Consider the following 19,325-nt stretch of genomic DNA (forward strand, 5'->3'; position numbering starts at 1 on the left):
GTTATCCCCGTCCTGTCTTCGGAGACCCCGAACGAGCCAACGCTCGGCGTTCGCGTGCGATCTGTTGAACAGCTCCCAGCCCGTTGTAGCGCGGCTTCCCCAGCCCGGCAGACTTGGAGGCCAGATACACCAACGGCCAGGTCACCAGGAATACCACGACGACATCAAGGATCGTGGTCAGCCCCAGGGTGAAAGCGAAACCCTTCACCTGGCCGATTGCCAAGAAATACAGCACGGCAGCGGCCAGGAAAGTGACCGCGTTGCCCGACACAATCGTCTTGCGGGCCCGCGCCCAACCGCGCGGCACAGCCGATCGGAACGACCGCCCTTCGCGGATTTCGTCTTTGATGCGTTCGAAGAACACGACAAACGAATCGGCTGTGGTGCCGATACCAATAATAAGACCGGCGATACCCGCCAGATCCAGGGTGTAGTTGATATACCGACCCAAAAGGACGAGAACCGCGAAAACCATTGCGCCGGAAGCAACGAGCGACAAGGCGGTGAGCAATCCCAAGACGCGGTAGTACACCAAGGAATACAGCAGCACCAGAAGCAGTCCAATCGCCCCGGCGATCAGGCCCGCACGCAGCGACGTCAAACCCAATGTCGCTGAAACCGTTTGGGCTTCCGACGATTCGAATGACAGCGGCAGTGACCCATACTTCAAAACATTGGCCAGTTGGCGTGCGCTGGACGCGCTGAACGGCGGGTCTCCACCACTGATCTGAGTCCGCCCGCCAGGTATCGCTTCGTTGATCACCGGCGCACTGACGACCTGCGAGTCCAAGGTGAAGGCCGTTTGGGTACCGATATTGGCAGCGGTGAAGTTGGCCCAGGTATCGGCTGCCGGACCCTTGAACTGCAGGTCGACAACATAGCCGAGTCCACCCTGATTCATACCTGAAGTAGCGTTTTGAATCTGATCGCCGCTGATGATCGAAGGACCCAGCACGTATGCGCTCTTGTGGTCCGTGGAGCACGTCACCAGAGGCAGCTTCGGGTCGTCGTTGCCGGCCAGGATGTCGTCCTGATCGCAACGAGTTGCCTCGAACTGCAGCGCCAGCATTTGAATGTACTGGCCGGTGTTCTGCCGCCACTTCTTCTCTTGGGCGATGCGCTCAGCAAGGTCCTTGCGTGGATCGGGGGGCGCCGGTCGGTCAGCCGGCGGCGCTTCGCCTGCAGCTGGCACTTCGGCCGTCGCCGGGGCCGGCGACGTCACGCTGGGGGCCGGGCTTGGCGTTGGCGCCGGTTCTCGAGGGTAGGGCCGCGGTTGAGCCGGCGGCGGTGCGCCTGGCCGGCCAGGTGGAGTGCTGGCCTGGCCAGGCGGAGTGCCTGGTTGGCCGGGCGACGGTGGTTCGGCACCTGGTGGCCCGCCGGCGGGGGCACCGGGTGCGTCAGGTTGCGCCGGAGCGGGCTGATTTTCTCCCTGAGCCGGCTGGGCCGGCATCGAGTTGAGGACCGGCCTGATGTAGAGCCGGGCTGTCTGTCCGAGATTGCGTGCCTCGCTGCCATCGTTGCCTGGCACCGTGATGACCAGGTTGTCACCGTCGACGACTACTTCGGAGCCGGAGACGCCTAGCCCGTTGACCCGCGCACTGATGATCTGCTGCGCCTGCGCCAAGGCCTCCCTACTCGGACGTGAGCCGTCCGGAGTACGCGCAGTCAATGTGACTCGAGTACCGCCCTGCAGGTCGATGCCGAGCTTGGTGACGGCCCGCTTATCCCCGGTAAGAAACACCAGCAGGTAGACGCCGATGAGTACGACCAGGAAAACCGACAGATAGCGGGCAGGATGCACCGGCGCGGAAGACGATGCCACGTGTCTCGTATCTCCTTGAGAATCGGTTTTTACCCCCGACTGAGCCTACGTGGCGCGGTGGAACTCGCTTCGCGCAAGCGGCTCGTCGGTTGTCCTTGGCTATCCAATCAGGATGCGCGTCAGGATTCCGTCGCTGCCCGGCTTTCTTCTGCGGTAGCTGCCAACCCGGTCGCATGCTCAGCATCCCCGGCGCTGTCGAGCTCGTTGGCGGCGTCATTCACGTCGTCGTCTTCATCAGTATCCGGCGTGATCCGGTCGCGAATCGCCAGCTTCATCCATCGGGTCACAACACCGGGGGCGATCTCCAGGTCGACGGTGTCGTCAGCGATGCCTGCGATGGTGGCTTCCAGGCCGGACGTGGTGTGCACCTTATCGCCGAGTTGCAGCGAATCGTGCAGGTCGATCGTGGCTTGCATCGCGCGCCGCTGACGCCGCGAGGCAAAGTACATAAACCCGCCCATGATGAGCAGGAACGGCAAGAACAAAACCAAACTCTCCATTAACGCGCCTGTCTTTCGTATCCGATATCGCCCAAACATCCGGCAACGGTGCCGAACCGACCCGAAGGTTGTACACCCGTTAACCCGTGTAGCCGTCCAGTCTGCCATTCCCGCAGGTCGCAAACCGACGCGCACCGAAGAAAAACTGCGAAAAACCGTGTTGATAGAACCACGGGACAGTTCCCGGCCTACCGGCTGCTTTCTCAACGAGCACCTATCTGACGGCTCTGGGACCCATGCTCACCTGCGAGTCCCAGCCGGGCATCGGCAAACAGCTACGCTGTGTTCACGACGTGACCAGCGCGCCGCCGTAAGGAGGGATCCCGTGGCCAGCCTGGAGCAAAGCCGCTACCTGGTCACCGAAATCCCGGGTCCGGCGTCATTGGAACTGACCAGACGGCGGATCGCGGCGGTATCCCGTAGCGTCGGGGTCACCATGCCGGTGTTCGTGGTGCGCGCCGGTGGCGGCATCGTCGAGGACGCCGACGGGAACAGGCTCATCGACCTGGGATCGGGCATCGCCGTCACCACGATCGGCAACTCCTCCCCTCGTGTGGTGGACGCGGTGCGCGCACAGGTAGCCGAGTTCACCCATAGCTGTTTCATGGTGACGCCATACGAGCAATATGTCGCCGTCGCTGAGCAGCTGAACCGGATCACGCCGGTGTCCGGCGAAAAGCGATCAGTGCTGTTCAACTCTGGTGCCGAAGCAGTCGAGAACGCCGTCAAGATCGCGCGCTCCTACACGGGTAAACCCGCGGTGGTCGCGTTCGACCACGCGTACCACGGCCGCACCAACATGACGATGGCCTTGACCGCTAAGTCGATGCCCTATAAGAGCGGCTTCGGCCCGTTCGCGCCGGAGGTATACCGGGCGCCGCTTTCTTACCCATATCGCGATGGTCTTGTCGACAAGGAAATGGCGACTGACGGCGAATTGGCCGGCGCGCGCGCCCTGAGCGTCATCGACAAGCAGGTCGGCGCCGGCAATCTGGCTGCTGTCGTCATCGAGCCGATTCAGGGCGAAGGAGGGTTCATCGTTCCGGCCCAGGGGTTTCTGGCCACCCTGCTGGACTGGTGCCGCAAGAATGACGTGGTGTTCATCGCCGACGAGGTGCAAACCGGGTTTGCCCGCACCGGAGCGATGTTCGCCTGCGAGCACGACGGTGTCGATCCGGACCTGATCTGCACAGCCAAAGGCATCGCCGACGGATTACCTCTTTCAGCCGTGACAGGTCGAGCCGAGATCATGGATGCTCCGCACGTCAGCGGTCTGGGCGGCACATATGGCGGAAACCCAGCCGCCTGCGCGGCCGCCTTGGCGACCATCGAGACCATAGAGCGCGACGGCATGATCGAACGTGCCCGACAAATCGAACGCATGGCGACCGACCGGCTAACACACCTGCAGACCAGCGACGATCGGATCGGTGACGTGCGTGGGCGCGGCGCCATGATCGCGGTCGAGCTGGTGAAGTCTGGAACAGCGGAGCCCGACGCCGCATTGACGCAGAAGCTGGCCGCCGCGGCTCACGCCGCCGGCGTCATCGTCTTGAGCTGCGGCACGTTCGGAAACGTAATTCGGCTGCTGCCACCCTTGACCATCAGCGACGAGCTGCTGGCCGAAGGGCTCGACATCCTGTGCGGGATTCTCGGCGACTTGTGACGACCCGGTGCTAGACCTCGTTACCTGCGAACAGCGGCTACCTGATGGACGGACCATCAGCTACACCCAGGCCGGGACCCCAGCGGGTGATCCGATCTTCTACCTGCACGGCGGTCCTGGGTCGCGGCTGGAGGCAGTACTGTTCCACGACGCTGCCGCACGGCATGGATTTCGACTCATTGCGATCGACCGCCCAGGGATGGGACGGTCGACGTTTCTTCCGGGTCGAACGCTGCTCGACTGCCCGCGGGACCTGACGTCGCTTGCCAACGCCCTGAAGCTGGATCGGTTCGGCGTGATCGGCTGGTCGGGCGGCGGCGCGCATGCCACCGTGTGCGCCTACGCCCTGCCTGACCGATTGACCTGCTGTGTGAGCCTGGCCGGATATACGAACTGGGCCGAATTACCCGACGCCGACCGGATGCTGCACTTCGCCGGCGACCGGCTGGCGGTAACTCTCGCCAGAACTTGGCCGCCACTGCTTCGGGTCTTCTTCTGGATGATGCAGCTCAGTGTCCGGTGGAGCCCTAACGCCCTGATCAGGTCGTTGCGCACGTCAGCTTCTTCGGCCGACCAAGCCATCCTTGCCGATCCGGCGTTTGTCGATGTGCTGATCCGCGACCAGCGAGAGGCATTCCATCAAGGTGGGCGAGGCCCGACAACCGATGCCCTTGTCCACTACCAGCCCTGGGGTTATCGTCTCGCAGCGACCCAGGGCAGAGTGCACGTATTCCATGGCACCGACGACACACAAGTGCCGATCGCATACGGCCGTCATCTCGCCGCTCACCTTCCCGACGTCGTCCTACACGAACTTTCCGGCGAGGGGCACCTGTTCCCGGTCACCCATCAGGATCTGATCTTCGCCACCGCGCGATCAGAGCTGTGACCACCGGGATTCCCGCGCCGCGGCATTCGATCTCCCAATCCTGGCCGCCGCCGGAATTTGCGGGATACGCGCAGTCAGAACCGTGAACGTGCACGGCGGCTAACCCCACCCTTCAGGGAGGATTTATGGTGCATATCACACTAAATCAGCCGAGGTCGCCATTGAGTAATATCATTACTTTCGCTAACGTTCTTTCTGGCGGCGCGATGCTGCGCGGTCGGCTCTTCTCATTCGGTCAGTTCAAGGGGATCTGCTATGGAAATCACCACCCGTGACGAGCGTTTTGCCCGCCGCCTCGAAGACCTCTATGCCAACGATGAGCAATTCGCCGCCGCCAAGCCCAACAACGAGATCTCGGAAGCACTCGATCAGCCCGGCGTGGGGATGCCCGACATTTTGCAAACTGTGATGGAGGGTTACGCCGACCGGCCAGCACTCGGTCAGCGCGCGCTGCGGTTTGTCACTGATCCAGAGACCGGTCGCACTGAAGCGCACGCACTCGCGACGTTCGACACCATCACCTACCGAGAGTTGTGGGATCGCTGCGGGGCCTTGCTCAACGCGCTGCGCGCTGAGGATTCGGTCCGGCCCGGCGATCGGGTCTGCGTGTTGGGCTTCTCCAGCGTCGACTACACGACCATCGACATCACGCTAAGCCGATTAGCCGCGGTGTCGGTGCCGCTGCAGACCGGCGCGTCACTGACGCAGCTGCAGCCAATCGTCGTCGACACCGAGCCCACCTTGATAGCGGCAGGAGCCGACTACCTAGCCGATGCCGTCGAGCTGGTCCTGAGCGGGCATGCACCGAACCGAGTGATCGTGTTCAACTACCACCCCGAGGTGGACACACATCGCGAGGCCGTCGAAACCGCCCGTGCCCGGCTGGCCGGTTCAGCCACTGTCGAGACTCTCAGCGAGGCGCTCACGCGCGGCAAAGCCCAGCCCGGAACGCTGGCCTCAGCTGACGCAGACCAGTCGGAAGATCCACCAGCGCTACTGGTCTACACCTCAGGCAGTACCGGCGCACCCAAGGGCGCCATCTACCCGACGAGCCATGCAATGAACTTTTGGCGCAAGTCAGGTGCATGGTTCGAACCTTGCAGTCATCCCTCGATCACTCTGAATTTCATGCCGATGAGCCACATCTTGGGACGTCAGGTCCTCTACAGCACGCTCTCCAATGGCGGAACCGCCTACTTCGCCGCCAAGAGCGACCTGTCGACCCTGTTCGAGGACCTAGCTCTGGTGCGACCCACCGAGTTGAGCTTCGTGCCGCGCATCTGGGACATGTTGTTTGAAATGTTTCAGAGCGAGGTCGACAGGCGGTCGCTCGACGGCACCGACCGGGCAACTGTTGAAGAACAGGTGCTGACCGAGTTGCGGCAGAACCTGCTGGGCGGGCGGTACACCGCGGCAATGACCGGCTCTGCACCAATCTCCGACGAGATGAAAACGTGGGTGGAGTCCTTGCTCGACGACGTGCATTTGGTCGAGGGTTATGGCTCCACCGAAGCCGGGATGATCCTGATCGACGGCATGGTTCGACACCCTGCGGTGATCGACCACAAGCTAATCGACGTTCCCGACCTGGGCTATTTCCTCACCGACCAGCCATATCCCCGAGGCGAGCTGCTGGTCAAGACGCAGAGCCTATTCCCCGGCTACTACCGGCGGCCTGAGACGACCGCCGATGTCTTCGACGCCGACGGCTTTTACCGGACTGGTGATGTCATGGCCGAAGTTGGACCCGAGCAGTTTGTCTACCTGGATCGCCGCAACAACGTGTTGAAGCTGTCGCAAGGCGAGTTCGTGACGGTCTCGAAGCTGGAGGCGGTGTTCGGCGACAGTCCCCTGGTGCGCCAGATCTTCGTCTACGGCAACAGCGCCCGGGCCTACCTGCTGGCAGTGGTGGTGCCCACCGACGAGGAGTTGTCGCGTCACAACGTCGCCGACTTGAAGCCCCTGATCATCGACTCCCTGCACGAGATTGCCAAGGCGTCTGGCCTGCAGTCCTACGAGATCCCGCGCGATCTCATCATCGAGGCCACACCGTTCACCCTGGAAAACGGCCTGCTCACCGGCATCCGCAAGCTGGCTCGACCCCAGTTGAAGAAGCACTATGGTGAGCGCCTAGAACAGCTCTACACCGATCTGGCCAATAGCCAGGCCGACGAGCTACGTGCTCTCCGCAACGACGCTGCCGACCGGCCCGTGCTGGAGACCGTCAGCCGCGCTGCGGGCGCACTACTGGGCAGCGCGGCCAGCGACTTGCAACCCCACGCCCACTTCACCGATCTGGGCGGCGACTCGCTCTCGGCGCTCTCGTTCGCCAATCTGCTGCAGGAAATCTTCAGCGTCGACGTGCCAGTTGGTGTCATCGTCAGCCCAGCCAGCGATCTGGCGGCCCTCAGCGAATACATCGTTGCCGAACAGCGCGCTTCTGCTGCTGGACCGGACGCTAAGCGACCCACCTTCGCATCGGTGCACGGCCGGGACGCGACCGAGGTGCGCGCTGGCGACCTCACATTGGGGAAGTTCATCGACGCCGCCACGCTGACTGCGGCCTCCGATCTGGCCGCCCCCAACACGCAGGTGCGCACCGTCTTGCTGACCGGGGCAACCGGCTTTTTGGGCCGGTACCTGGCGCTGGAATGGCTAGAACGGATGAACTTGGTCAACGGGACGCTGATCTGCCTGGTCCGGGCCAAGTCCGACGAGGATGCCCGCGCGCGCCTAGACAAGACATTCGATAGCGGCGATCCCAAGCTGCTACGGCACTACCGAGAGCTGGCAGCCAATCGCCTTGAGGTGCTCGCGGGCGACAAAGGCGAGGCCAATCTTGGCTTGGATCAGGAAACGTGGCAGCGGCTGGCTGACACGGTTGATGTGATTGTCGATCCGGCCGCCTTGGTCAACCATGTGCTGCCGTACAGCCAGCTGTTCGGCCCCAATGTGCTCGGTACCGCCGAGCTGATCCGACTGGCGCTGACCACCAGGCTCAAGCCATACACCTACACCTCGACGATCGCGGTCGGCGTCGAGATCCCGCCCGCGACGTTCACCGAGGACGCCGACATCCGGGTTATCAGCGAAACCCGACAGATCGACGAGAGCTACGCCAACGGCTACGCAAACAGCAAGTGGGCCGGGGAAGTGTTGCTGCGCGAGGCACACGACCTGTGCGGCCTGCCGGTCGCTGTGTTCCGTTGCGACATGATCCTGGCTGACACGACTTATGCGGGTCAGCTCAACGTGCCTGACATGTTCACCCGGTTGATGCTGAGCTTGGCGGCCACCGGTATTGCGCCTGGTTCGTTCTACGAACTCGCTGAAGACCCAGCGGACGGGGCCCGCCAACGCGCCCACTACGACGGGTTGCCGGTCGAATTCATCGCTGAAGCGATTGCGACCATAGGCGCCCGTAGCGGTGACAGGTTTGCCACCTACCACGTGATGAACCCGTACGACGACGGCATCGGGTTGGACGAATTCGTCGACTGGCTCAACGACGCCGGCTGCTCGATACAACGGATTCCCGACTACGCCGACTGGCTGCGCCGATTTGAGACATCCCTGCGCGCCCTACCGGATCAGCAGCGGCACCATTCACTACTGCCGCTGTTGCACAAAACTATCAGACACCCGAGATCCCTATCTGCGGGTCTATCGCTCCCACAGATCGGTTCCGCGCGGCGGTTCAGGAAGCCAAAGTCGGCCCGGACAAAGACATACCGCACATCTCGGCCAAGATCATCGCCAAATACGTCAGCGACCTGCGACTACTCGGGCTACTCTGAGCTGCACCGCACGGCTGGGGGCAGCCCCCAGCCGTGCGGTGCATGCCCACCCGACCGCGGTTCTTCCTAATCGAACAAATCCGGCTGGCCCAAACCAACGACCCCAGCTGGCGGGGTCATGCCCAAGTGAGCCCACGCCTGTGCGGTGGCGACCCGCCCACGCGGTGTGCGCGCAACCATGCCGGCGCGCACCAAGAACGGCTCGCATACTTCCTCGACCGTGGCAGCCTCCTCCCCGACCGCCACCGCCAGCGTCGAAACGCCCACCGGGCCACCGCCGAAGCTGCGCGTCAGCGCCGACAAAACCGCTCGATCTAGCCGGTCCAGACCAAGTTCGTCGACGTCGTAGACCGCGAGCGCAGCCTTAGCGACATCGCGGGTGATGAAACCGTCTGCACGCACCTCGGCGAAGTCACGGACGCGACGCAGAAGCCGGTTGGCAATCCGCGGCGTCCCGCGTGAACGACGCGCGATCTCAGCGCCGGCCTCGGCGCCCAGCTCGATACCCAGAATTCCGGCAGATCGGGCCAACACCCGATCCAGTTCCGCGGGCTCATAAAAGTCCATATGCGCGGTGAAGCCGAACCTGTCGCGCAGCGGACCCGTCAGCGCACCGGACCGGGTAGTCGCGCCGACCAGCGTGAAGGGCGCTATGTCCAGCGGAATCGAGGTAGCCCCAGGACCTTTGCCGACGACAACGTCGACCCGGAAGTCTTCCATCGCCAGATAGAGCATCTCCTCGGCCGGCCGCGCGATTCGGTGGATCTCATCGATGAACAGCACATCGTGCTCGACAAGATTCGATAGCATCGCGGCCAAGTCGCCAGCACGTTCCAAGGCCGGTCCAGACGTCATCCGCAGCGCCGAGCCGAGCTCGGCGGAGATGATCATTGCCAATGACGTCTTGCCCAGTCCGGGCGGACCGGACAGCAGAATGTGATCCGGTGCGCCACCGCGATTCTTGGCCCCCTCGATGACCAGCTGAAGCTGTTCGCGAACTCGGGCCTGGCCGATAAATTCACGCAACGAACGAGGCCGAAGGCTGACGTCGATGTCGCCCTCGCCAACGGTCAGCGCCGGCGACACGTCACGTTCGTCGAGATCCCCCGACGAATCCTCGGGACTGCTCATCGCGCCTTCCCCAGTAACGACAGGGCAGCCCGCAGCGCACTAGACGTCGTGCTGGCCTCAGCTTGCTCGGAGTGCGCGGCGAGGACCTTATCCGTGGCTTCCTCGGCTTGCTTGGCAGCGAAACCAAGACCGACTAGCGCATCCACCACCGGACCTCGAACCGCGTGTCCGTTCACCGCGGGCGCGGCACCGGGCGCGCCCGCCGCTCCTACCGGACCTACCTTGTCGCGCAATTCCAGGATCATTCGCTCGGCACTTCGCTTGCCGATACCTGGAACCCGGGCCAACGCGGCGACGTCGCCGCCAGCCAACGCCTGCCTCAGCGTCGCTGCATCGTGCACAGCCAGAGTCGCCATCGCGAGCCGGGGCCCCACACCGGAGACCGATAGCAGTGTCAGAAAGAAGTCGCGGGCTTCGCCATCGACGAACCCGTACAGCGTCATCGAGTCCTCGCGCACGATCATCGCAGTAATCAGCCGGGCCTGAGCGCCCTCCCGCAGCGTCGCCAGCGTCGATGGTGTCGCGTTCACCCGATAGCCGACACCGGCGGCCTCAATCACGACGTGATCAAGCGCCACTTCAAGTACTTCTCCGCTGACTGAAGCGATCATCGCGCGGCCCGTGCTTTGACGGCCAGCTTGGCGGTGTATGCGCGACGCTGCTGCTCGGCTAAAGCTTCGGCCTTGGCCATCTGGGCGATCATCGGCGCCCGCCAGCAATGGCAGATAGCCAGAGCCAATGCGTCGGCCGCGTCGGCTGGCGTTGGCTTGGCCTGCAGCCCGAGGATTCTCGTAACCATCGCGGTGACCTGGGCTTTGTCGGCGGTCCCGTTGCCAGTGACCGCGGCCTTGACCTCGCTGGGGGTATGAAAGTACACATCGGTACCGCGCTGCGCTGCCGCCAGCGCAATCACGCCACCCACCTGCGCGGTACCCATCACTGTCGAAACGTTGAGCTGAGAGAACACCCGCTCGATGGCCAACACGTCTGGGTGGTGGGTATCCAGCCAGTGCTCGACGGCATGGTTGATGGCCAGCAGTCGCTTAGACAGAGGTAAGTCCGCCGGCGTGCGTACCACATCGACGTCCAGGGCGGTGAGCTGTCGACCGCGCCCACTTTCGATCAGAGACAACCCGCACCGCGTCAAACCGGGATCGACACCCATCACCCGCACCGCATGCTCCCACTTCGCCGCCAACCAATTTACGAACAATTGTTCGATAGCGTAGTGGGTGAGCTAACCATCGGCCGTGAGGACACGCGGTCGTAACGCCACCTAGAAGCGCCGGCCGCATCTTGGCCCGCGACGCGCGGCAAGACTGTTACGTTGAAGCCGATACTTTCAAGCCCGCATTCGCTCGATTTTGGCTCGATTTTCCTCGATTTCGCTCGATGAAGTAGGGGGTGTGCGTGGGAACACTGTTGGTCCTGGCCGCTCTGGGATTGCTGGTTGCGTCGATCGTGATTTTTCGCAAGGCGCTCCGACAGCCCAAGAACCCCGCTCAGCCAGCAGGGCGCCAAGATCCACTGTCCTTTAGCGCGATGCCCGAATTCGGTCCGCGGCGAATCGGTCCAGGGGCAATCGTCAGCTATGGCGGTGTGGACTACGTGGTGCGCGGATCGGTAACTTTTCGCGAAGGGCCGTTCGTCTGGTGGGAGCATCTGCTGGAAGGCGGCAACCAGCCAATCTGGTTCAGCGTCGAGGAGGAAGACGGACGCCTTGAACTGGCCGCCTTCGTCAAACGCGCCGATCTTGAGTTGGAACCCGGCGGGAGGCACCAGGTTGACGGCGTGATCTATCGCGAATCGGAACGCGGTAGCGCCGGATACACCACTGAAGGTACGACGGGTCTGCCGCCGGGCGGCGAGATGTACTACGTGGACTACACCGACAACGACGAGACGTCCTTGCTGTCATTCGAGCGCTGGGCGCCAAACATGCCATGGGAAATATCGACTGGTAAGTGCGTGCTGCCAGGCGAGCTCACCGTCTACCCCGCTCCCCCGGCGCCCGCCTAGGATTCCTGGGGATTAGGCCAGTGCCGCTCCTTCAGCTCGCCGTAACCCCGTCCGATGTATCGGGAACCAGGCTTGGGCTCGCGCTCAACGCGCCGGCACCGCAGACGCTGGCCCACCATCGCCTTGAGCACCCGGCCGGGGGCGCGCTTGTGCTGGGTGTCTTGGGCGCGTCCCATGTCGTCACGGTGGAGCATGTCACCGGCAGCTTCTCCGAGCAGGTCTCCTGCACGGCGCACGGTCACGGTGGCGATCTGCCCAACCGCACCGATGCCCCCGGCTACTGTCTTCAATCCCAGCGCAATACCTACGATGAGGTGCCGTTTCGTGAACTGGCGCACCGCCTGCGCGAACGGTGTGCACGTGAAACCCGTTGGCTCGGTGGCACGTTCCCGGGCGACGACGCCGCGCTCACTGCACTTGCGGCCGAACCTGACGGCGCCGGTTGGCATTGGCGGACTTGGCATCTGTACCCCCTGCGTCGCTGCGAGGCCGGGGGCACAGTGGTCTACACAACGAGCCATTGGCACCCATGAGCCGCAACCGCCTGTTTCTGCTGGCCGGTGTGCTGGCCATCGCCGCATTCGTGTGCCTGGTAAGCGGAATAGCTCTGTTACATAAAGACATCCGCTCGTACGTTGCCGAGCACTATCAGGAGTACTTCCACGACGCGAACGGGACGCGGTACGTGTGCGAGGGATCACCTGCGCAGGTGGCAGACAGCCTCGCCGCCTATCAAGCACCCGCGGCGCGCGCGTTCAGCGGCGGCGACCACTACTTGCGCTTCCACCGCAACATCGTGATCGTCGGCCCCGATGGCACATATCCGTGCAGTATCCGTGTCGAACGTCTAGGCGGCCGGTACAACCACGGAGCATTCATCTTTCTGGGCCCGGGGTTTTACCCCGGGGCCCCGTCAGGCAGCTCAGGTGGCAGCTCCGGCGGACCGGGAGGCAGCAAGTAAGGCCGCTACTCCGCACACACCCCTAGGGATTGCAAAGGAGACAGTCATGTACCTAGCCGTTGATTTCGGCACCATCAGCGTCGATCCGCTCATCCGGGGCGCCGTCGCCAGCGTGCTGTATTTCCTGGTCGCCGCGGTCGTTCTGGTCGCCGGCTTTCTGATGGTCAACGTGTTGACACCGGGAAATCTGCGCCGACTGGTTTTCATCGAACGACGCCCCAATGCCGTCGTTCTGGCTTGTTCGATGTATACGGCGCTGGCCATCGTCATAATCAGCGCCATCTTCACCAGTTCTAGCCAGTTGGGCGAGGGGCTGCTGGGAGTTGCTGTGTACGGAACGGTCGGCGTGGCTCTTCAGGGTATCGCGCTGGTGATTCTCGAGATTGCGGTGCCGGGTCGTTTCCGTGAGCACATTGACGCAAGGGAGCTGCATCCAGCCGCGTTTGCCACTGCCGCGGTGCTGCTTTCGATGGGGGGCGTGATCGCCGCGGCGCTGTCATGACAACCACCGATCGAGCGGACCCGCAAGTCGCCTCGCCGGTTCCCTTAGCAGAACCTGAGGCGCGTGCGTCCATGCAGTCGTCGGGGCACTGGCGGGTTTTGCTGCTGGCCGCCGTCGCCGCCTGCGCAGCGTGCGGCATCATTTACGAACTTGCGCTGCTGACGTTGTCGGCGAGCCTGAACGGCGGCGGCATCGTCGCCACCTCCCTGATTGTCGCGGGGTACATCGCGGCACTCGGCGCTGGCGCTCTGCTGGCCAAACCGCTGCTCGCGCATGCTGCCATCGGCTTCATCGCGGTCGAGGTGTTGCTGGGCATCATCGGTGGATTGTCTGCAGCAGCGCTGTATGTTGCTTTTGCCTTCGTCGACGGGTCGACATGGGTGCTCGCAGCGAGCACCGCTCTGATCGGCGGATTGGTCGGAGCCGAAGTTCCACTGCTGATGACTCTTTTGCAGCGTGGCCGATTGGCCGGCCCTGCCGATACCGGCCGAACCCTGGCGAACCTCAACGCCGCCGACTATTTGGGTGCACTGATCGGCGGCCTGTTCTGGCCGTTCATTTTGTTGCCAAAACTGGGGATGATCCGCGGCGCGGCAGCCACCGGCATTGTCAACCTGGCGGCAGCCGCGATCGTGGCGCTCTTCTTACTGCGGGTCATCGTTTCTAAACGCGAGCTGCTGGCAGCTTTGTGCACACTGGCCGTGGCGCTCGCGCTGCTGGTCACCCTGCTTATACGAGCGCAAGACATCGAGACGACCAGCCGCCAACAGCTCTACGACGACCCCATCATCGCCTACCGGCGCACCGCCTACCAGGAAATCGTGGTGACCCGCCGCGGCGGCGATATGCGTCTGTACCTCGACGGAGGACTGCAGTTCTCCACGCGCGACGAATACCGCTATACCGAATGTCTTGTCTACCCCGCACTCGGCGACGGCGCCAGCTCAGTGCTCGTGCTGGGGGGCGGCGACGGCCTGGCCGCGCGTGAACTGTTGCGCCAGCCCGGAATCCACACCATCGTTCAGGTCGAACTCGACCCCGCCGTGATCGACTTGGCACGCACAACCATGCGCGATGCCAATGGTGGTTCCCTCGATAGCCCACGCGTGCACGTCCTCATCGACGACGCGATGAACTGGCTACGCCACGCACAGGCCCCGAAGGGTGGGTTCGATGCGGTGATCGTCGATCTTCCCGACCCCGACACACCGGTGTTGGGCCGGCTGTATTCCACCGAGTTCTACGCACTCGCGGCTGGGATTCTGGCGCCTCGCGGGCTCATGGTTGTGCAGGCGGGCAGCCCGTATTCGACCCCTACGGCTTTCTGGCGCACGATGTCAACAATCCAGTCCGCGGGCTACGCAGTTACCCCATATCACGCGCAGGTGCCCACTTTTGGTGACTGGGGATTCGCGCTGGCCCGCCGCGGTGACATCGCGCCCAAACCTAGGGTTCCACCGAACGCCCCGCGGTTGCGCTTCCTCAACCAGCAAGTCCTCAACGCTGCCACGGTCTTCGCGACCGACACCCGCCCCCGGATACTTCAGCCGTCGACACTAGACAATCCGCGCATCGTCGAAGACATACGCAGCGGGTACCGCTGACACAACGGCACGCAACATCCATACCGAGACAGTCTCGTTCTCTGGGCCGCACCGAGCAGATACCGGCTTTCCAGGCACCCCAACGCAAATCTCCCCCAAGCGGGTGCCAAACCTCACCGCCAGCCACCTGGCCAGGACGCACGATCGGTGACGTTTATGGGTCGGTGCCCGGCGCTGGAGCCGGCAACCCGTCCATCCCATTCACACCCAAAAAGCGCCCGCCGGCGCCGCCAGTACCACCGGAGCCCATCGTTGATCCGTCGCCGCCATTGCCGCCGTTGCCGCCATTGCCGACTAGCGTCGCGTCGCCGCCGGCGCCCCCATTGCCGCCTGGCCCGGACAACGTGGCGGTGCCACCGGCCCCGCCGTTACCGCCGTTGCCGAACAAAAACCCACCGTTGCCGCCGGCTCCACCGCTTCCGGCGGGATTGGCACCGGTGCTCGTTCCGCCAGTGCCGCCAGCACCACCATCGCCGAGTAGCAGCGCGTTGCCACCGTCGCCGCCGGCCCCGCTGGTGGTACCGCCAGCCCCGCCGTTACCGCCGGCGCCACCCGAGCCCAGGATCGTGCCGCCCGTGCCGCCAGCCCCACCAGCTCCGCCGACTGAACCCGCGCCATCACTGAAGCCGCCGTCGCCGCCAGCCCCGCCGCCACCGGCCAGACCGCCGACCCCACCAGCGCCGCCAGCATCGCCAGCCCCCGCAGCACCACCATCGAAGCTCGACCCGCCGGCCCCGCCAGCGCCGCCGGCCCCACCAGCACCAAACACTTTGCCGGCCCCACCGAGCCCGCCGACGCCCCCAGCCCCGCCGTTGCCGCCGCCAACAGCCACGCCGCCGGCTCCACCGACACCGCCATTGCCAGCATCGCCGGACACGATGCCGCCCGCGCCACCGATTCCGCCAGCACCACCGGCGCCACCGTCACTGCCGCTAGCACCCACGCCACCGGCCCCACCGACACCGCCATTGCCACCGCCGCCGGCCACACCACCGGCCCCGCCGGCTCCGCCAGCGCCACCGGCGCCACCATCGAAGCCCACCCCGCCAGCACCGCCAGCGCCGCCAGCGCCGCCAGCACCACCGGCTCCGCCGCCGCCAGCACCACCGGCACCGCCTACACCACCATCGGCACCCAGCCCACCGGCGCCGCCAGCACCGCCTAAGCCGCCGGCTCCACCGGGGCCACCCACACCGCCGGCCCCGCCGTCACCACCAGCGGCACCGGCAAAACCCGATCCGCCAGCACCACCGGTGCCGCCGTTGTTAAGCAAACCCGCGGCACCGCCTACACCGCCGTCGCCGCCCACACCGCCGTTGCCGCCCACACCACCAACACCGCCAGCGCCACCCGAACCCGCGAAGCCGACCAGGCCGCTGCGACCTCCCGCCCCGCCGATCCCGCCAGTCATGCCAGAACCGCCCACACCACCAGTGCCGCCAGCCCCGAATAATCTGCCGCCGATCCCGCCGGCCCCGCCCGCACCGCCGGTGCCAAACATCCCACCGGCGCCACCGGCACCACCGTTACCACCATCTCCGAATAGGAAGCCACCGGCGCCACCGGCGCCGCCGTTGGCACCCGCACCGCCAGCACCCCCGGCACCGCCAGCACCGAAGAGGCCGGCGGCGCCACCGGCGCCACCGTTGACTCCAGGTGCCCCCGAGCCTCCGGCCCCGCCGTTACCAAACAAGATCCCCCCGGCCCCGCCAGCAGCCCCACTACCTGGAGCCCCGTTAGCGCCGTTGCCGATCAACGGACGCCCAAACAACGCCAAAGACGGGTAATTGATCGCGTCGAGCAAGTCGTTGAGTAGTTGGTGCTGCGTGTTTTGAGATTCGGTGGACTGAAACGCTTGGGCATTACTGGCCATATTGGCCACAAACTGTTCATGCACAGCAGCTGCCTGGGCACTCAATTGTTGAAAACCCTGCGCGTGGGCGTTGAAAACCTGCGCCAATGCCGCCGACACCTCATCCGCACCCGCTGGAGCGATCGCCGTCGTCGCCGGTGCCGCCACAGCATTAGCCGCAGTGATTGACGAACCGATACCGGCTAAATCACCGGCGGCAGCAGTCAGCTCATCAGGATCCACAGACACAAACGACACGACACCCAATCCCTTCAAACCTCAACAACACAAACTTCCCACGCACTCAATGCGCCGAAGAACTCACCGCAGCCGTGTCGCAACGGCCCCCTAGGCCAGATAACACCCGCACCAACACGTCCTCGAATCCACGCCACCATTGCCGCACAACCACATACAGGCGCATTAACACAGCATAGGCGCGCCGGTTAGCCGCAGTGTCGGTCAACCAAGAGTTTCACCACCGCCACCAGCGAGACGTTCCACGTGACCACTGTCACGTGGCTAGGGGCCAACCGGGCTACCCACCGCGCCGTATTACTAGCATGACCTTCGACATTGCTCTCGTGGTCCTGCTTACCTTGCTCGTGGTGGTCAGCGCCTTGTGTCGGGTCGCGTCTCGGCTAGGCCCCCGGCCCACCGATAGCCTTGCCGAGGAGGCGACCAGATCCCGCGAACTAGCCCACAGCCAGTAAGAAGCCATCCATCCCCGTGTTCAGCCGCCGACAACCTGGCGCCTAAGAACAAAGCACCACGCAAGAATTCAGCGCCAATTCGACAACGTCGCGCCCAACGACATCCAGGTAGGACCAGATCAAGCCACTCGCCGCGGCTTGTGGTAAGCGCCTTGAACATGCACCCCTCCGACGCCTTGCATACCACCGCAAAAACCGGCAAACTCAACCCACCCAGGATCCCGACGATGTTGTCTGATCAAACACAGATCTATATCGCAAAGTCAGACACACTCAGCTTCCACGATGCTCGGGCACCAGAAACCTTACTTTTCAGACGACGACCAACCATGTCTAGGGCGAGGCGAGCGATCCAGCACGGCATTAGATGCAGCGAATTCTGCGGTGATCAGTGACCGCCTCTACAATCAGGATCTCGCGCCCACCACGCCCAGTGACCGGCATTGGAACGCGTACAACATCTTTGCGCTGTGGGCCAATGACGTGCATAGCCTGGGAAATTATGGGTTTGCCCTAGGCCTTTTCGCGGTAGGCCAGGCCGCCTGGCAGATTCTCTTGGCCCTGGTCCTCGGCGCAACCCTGCTGTTCTTCCTGCTGACGCTGTCTGGTCTCATGGGCTACAAAACCGGGGTTCCATTCCCCGTCGCAAGTCGCGTTTCCTTCGGCATACGAGGCGCTCAGATACCCGCACTGATTCGCGGCACTGTCGCCATCGTGTGGTTCGGAATTCAGACCTATCTGGCCTCTCTGGTGCTACGGGTATTGCTGCTTTCCTGCATGCCGAACCTGGAAAATTTCGACAAGAACTCGATCCTGGGTCTCTCGTCACTCGGCTGGCTGACCTTCATGGCGCTGTGGATCGTCCAGACCGTCATCGTCCAGCGTGGAATGGATACGATTCGCCGATACGAAGCGTTCGCCGGACCAATCATATTGATCACCATGACCGCGCTCGCGACATGGGCCTTTATCAGGGCTGGCGGCTCTATCGCTTGGTCTACCGGCCGCCCGCCCAGCGGCGCCGCGATGTGGCGGCAGTGTTTTGCCGGTGGCGCGTTGTGGGTTTCTATCTATTCGACCTTCGTGCTAAATTTCTGCGACTTCACCCGGTATTCTAAGACCCGAAAATCCATCATCCGTGGCAACTTTTGGGGTATTCCTATAAACACGGTCATTTTCGGAGTCATCGTGACGGTGATGGCTGGTGCACAGGTCAGGATCGACGGCGTGGCGATTACAAGCCCCGCCGAGATTGTGCACGCTATCCCCAACACATTCTTGTTGGTAGTCGCTTCCCTGGCCTTGCTGATCTTGACCATCGCGGTAAATCTTATAGCAAATTTTGTGGCGCCGATTTATGCGTTGACAAATCTATTTCCAAGATTTTTTACGTTTCCGCGCGCCGGTTTGTTCAGCGCGGTTATCGGCCTAATAATCCTGCCGTGGCACCTATACAACCAACCGGTGGTTATTATCTACTTCCTGGGCGGCCTCGGCGCATTGCTCGGCCCCTTGTTTGGCGTCATCACGATCGACTACTGGATGATGCGACGCACCAACATCAACATTCCGGACCTGTACACCGAAAACCCCACAGGCAACTACTACTTCCGCGACGGCGTCAACCCTCGCGCCCTCGCCGCGTTCATCCCGGCAGCCATCACCGCACTTCTGATCGCGTATATCCCGGCGCTGGAACCTGTGGCGCCGTTCTCGTGGTTCTTCGGCGCCGTTCTCGCCGCCGCCATCTACTTCTTCCTAACCGACTGCAGAACGGCTGTTCAGGATTCCTCAGCAGAGCCCGTGGCGGCCTCCGCCATTCGCTGATCCGACTCTCCAGAGCTGAGGTCGCTGACGTAGGTTTTTGTT

Annotated in this window: 14 protein-coding genes and 3 pseudogenes; 10 read left to right on the top strand and 7 right to left on the bottom strand. The window is 63.5% G+C overall.

Annotated elements, in window-relative coordinates; translation table 11 throughout:
- Position 1: 1 nt before the first annotated feature.
- Together secD and yajC are read right to left on the bottom strand one after the other, a co-directional pair.
- On the bottom strand, positions 2-1,822 hold the full coding sequence (gene secD / locus ACO07W_RS02195) for a protein translocase subunit SecD (RefSeq protein ID WP_421840365.1): 1,821 nt from the start codon (positions 1,820-1,822) through the stop codon (positions 2-4).
- Positions 1,823-1,941: 119 nt separating this feature from the next.
- On the bottom strand, positions 1,942-2,322 hold the full coding sequence (yajC, locus tag ACO07W_RS02200) for a preprotein translocase subunit YajC (RefSeq protein ID WP_421840367.1): 381 nt from the start codon (positions 2,320-2,322) through the stop codon (positions 1,942-1,944).
- Positions 2,323-2,647: 325 nt separating this feature from the next.
- On the opposite strand from yajC, the gene gabT reads away from it, so the two are divergent.
- The 3 genes and pseudogenes from gabT to car all read left to right on the top strand — a co-directional run bounded on the left by gabT (position 2,648) and on the right by car (position 8,674).
- The gene (gabT, locus tag ACO07W_RS02205; RefSeq protein ID WP_421840369.1) at positions 2,648-3,988 is read left to right on the top strand and encodes a 4-aminobutyrate--2-oxoglutarate transaminase; all 1,341 of its coding nucleotides are present in this window, start codon (positions 2,648-2,650) and stop codon (positions 3,986-3,988) included.
- Between the two features lie 7 nt (positions 3,989-3,995).
- Positions 3,996-4,877: an alpha/beta fold hydrolase gene (locus tag ACO07W_RS02210; RefSeq protein WP_421840371.1), complete on the top strand. Its 882-nt coding sequence runs from the start codon at positions 3,996-3,998 to the stop codon at positions 4,875-4,877.
- Between the two features lie 255 nt (positions 4,878-5,132).
- Positions 5,133-8,674: pseudogene (gene car / locus ACO07W_RS02215) on the top strand (carboxylic acid reductase).
- A 66-nt stretch (positions 8,675-8,740) separates the two neighbouring features.
- Here car and ruvB read toward each other — a convergent pair.
- Genes ruvB through ruvC form a run of 3 tightly spaced genes read right to left on the bottom strand, consistent with a single transcriptional unit; the run spans position 8,741 to position 10,979 of the window.
- On the bottom strand, positions 8,741-9,805 hold the full coding sequence (gene ruvB, locus ACO07W_RS02220; protein WP_421840373.1) for a Holliday junction branch migration DNA helicase RuvB: 1,065 nt from the start codon (positions 9,803-9,805) through the stop codon (positions 8,741-8,743).
- Complete coding sequence (gene ruvA, locus ACO07W_RS02225) at positions 9,802-10,416, bottom strand: Holliday junction branch migration protein RuvA (protein ID WP_421840375.1); 615 nt, start codon at positions 10,414-10,416, stop codon at positions 9,802-9,804. The genes ruvB and ruvA overlap by 4 nt, the downstream gene beginning before the upstream one ends.
- Entirely contained in the window at positions 10,413-10,979 is a 567-nt protein-coding gene (gene ruvC / locus ACO07W_RS02230) for a crossover junction endodeoxyribonuclease RuvC (RefSeq protein ID WP_421845773.1), read from the bottom strand. Before ruvC ends, ruvA begins: the two co-directional genes overlap by 4 nt.
- A gap of 236 nt (positions 10,980-11,215) precedes the next feature.
- On the opposite strand from ruvC, the gene ACO07W_RS02235 reads away from it, so the two are divergent.
- The 5 genes from ACO07W_RS02235 to ACO07W_RS02255 are packed head-to-tail and all read left to right on the top strand — an operon-like array spanning position 11,216 to position 14,891.
- Positions 11,216-11,824, top strand: a complete 609-nt coding sequence (locus ACO07W_RS02235) for a DUF4178 domain-containing protein (protein ID WP_421840377.1) — start codon at positions 11,216-11,218, stop codon at positions 11,822-11,824.
- A 20-nt stretch (positions 11,825-11,844) separates the two neighbouring features.
- A complete protein-coding gene (locus tag ACO07W_RS02240) occupies positions 11,845-12,357 on the top strand; it encodes a DUF2617 family protein (protein WP_421840379.1) in 513 nt (170 codons plus the stop codon).
- Entirely contained in the window at positions 12,354-12,785 is a 432-nt protein-coding gene (locus ACO07W_RS02245; protein WP_421840381.1) for a DUF4247 domain-containing protein, read from the top strand. Before ACO07W_RS02240 ends, ACO07W_RS02245 begins: the two co-directional genes overlap by 4 nt.
- A 46-nt stretch (positions 12,786-12,831) precedes the next feature.
- Positions 12,832-13,287, top strand: a complete 456-nt coding sequence (locus tag ACO07W_RS02250; RefSeq protein ID WP_421840383.1) for a DUF350 domain-containing protein — start codon at positions 12,832-12,834, stop codon at positions 13,285-13,287.
- On the top strand, positions 13,284-14,891 hold the full coding sequence (locus tag ACO07W_RS02255) for a polyamine aminopropyltransferase (protein ID WP_421840385.1): 1,608 nt from the start codon (positions 13,284-13,286) through the stop codon (positions 14,889-14,891). The genes ACO07W_RS02250 and ACO07W_RS02255 overlap by 4 nt, the downstream gene beginning before the upstream one ends.
- Positions 14,892-16,449: 1,558 nt before the next feature.
- On the opposite strand, the pseudogene ACO07W_RS02260 reads toward ACO07W_RS02255, so the two are convergent.
- A pseudogene (locus ACO07W_RS02260) lies at positions 16,450-16,698 on the bottom strand (PGRS repeat-containing protein); the annotation flags it as partial.
- An 81-nt stretch (positions 16,699-16,779) separates the two neighbouring features.
- Positions 16,780-17,001: pseudogene (locus ACO07W_RS02265) on the bottom strand (PE family protein); the annotation flags it as partial.
- Positions 17,002-17,306: 305 nt separating this feature from the next.
- Between ACO07W_RS02265 and ACO07W_RS02270 the strand changes: the two are divergent.
- Complete coding sequence (locus tag ACO07W_RS02270) at positions 17,307-17,456, top strand: hypothetical protein (protein WP_421840387.1); 150 nt, start codon at positions 17,307-17,309, stop codon at positions 17,454-17,456.
- A gap of 285 nt (positions 17,457-17,741) precedes the next feature.
- Positions 17,742-19,283 carry an NCS1 family nucleobase:cation symporter-1 gene (locus tag ACO07W_RS02275; RefSeq protein WP_421840389.1) on the top strand — a complete coding sequence of 514 codons (1,542 nt, stop codon included), beginning with the start codon at positions 17,742-17,744 and terminating at the stop codon, positions 19,281-19,283.
- The last annotated feature ends 42 nt before the right edge of the window (positions 19,284-19,325 follow it).

This window comes from Mycobacterium sp., assembly GCF_965230835.1.
GTDB lineage: Bacteria > Actinomycetota > Actinomycetes > Mycobacteriales > Mycobacteriaceae > Mycobacterium.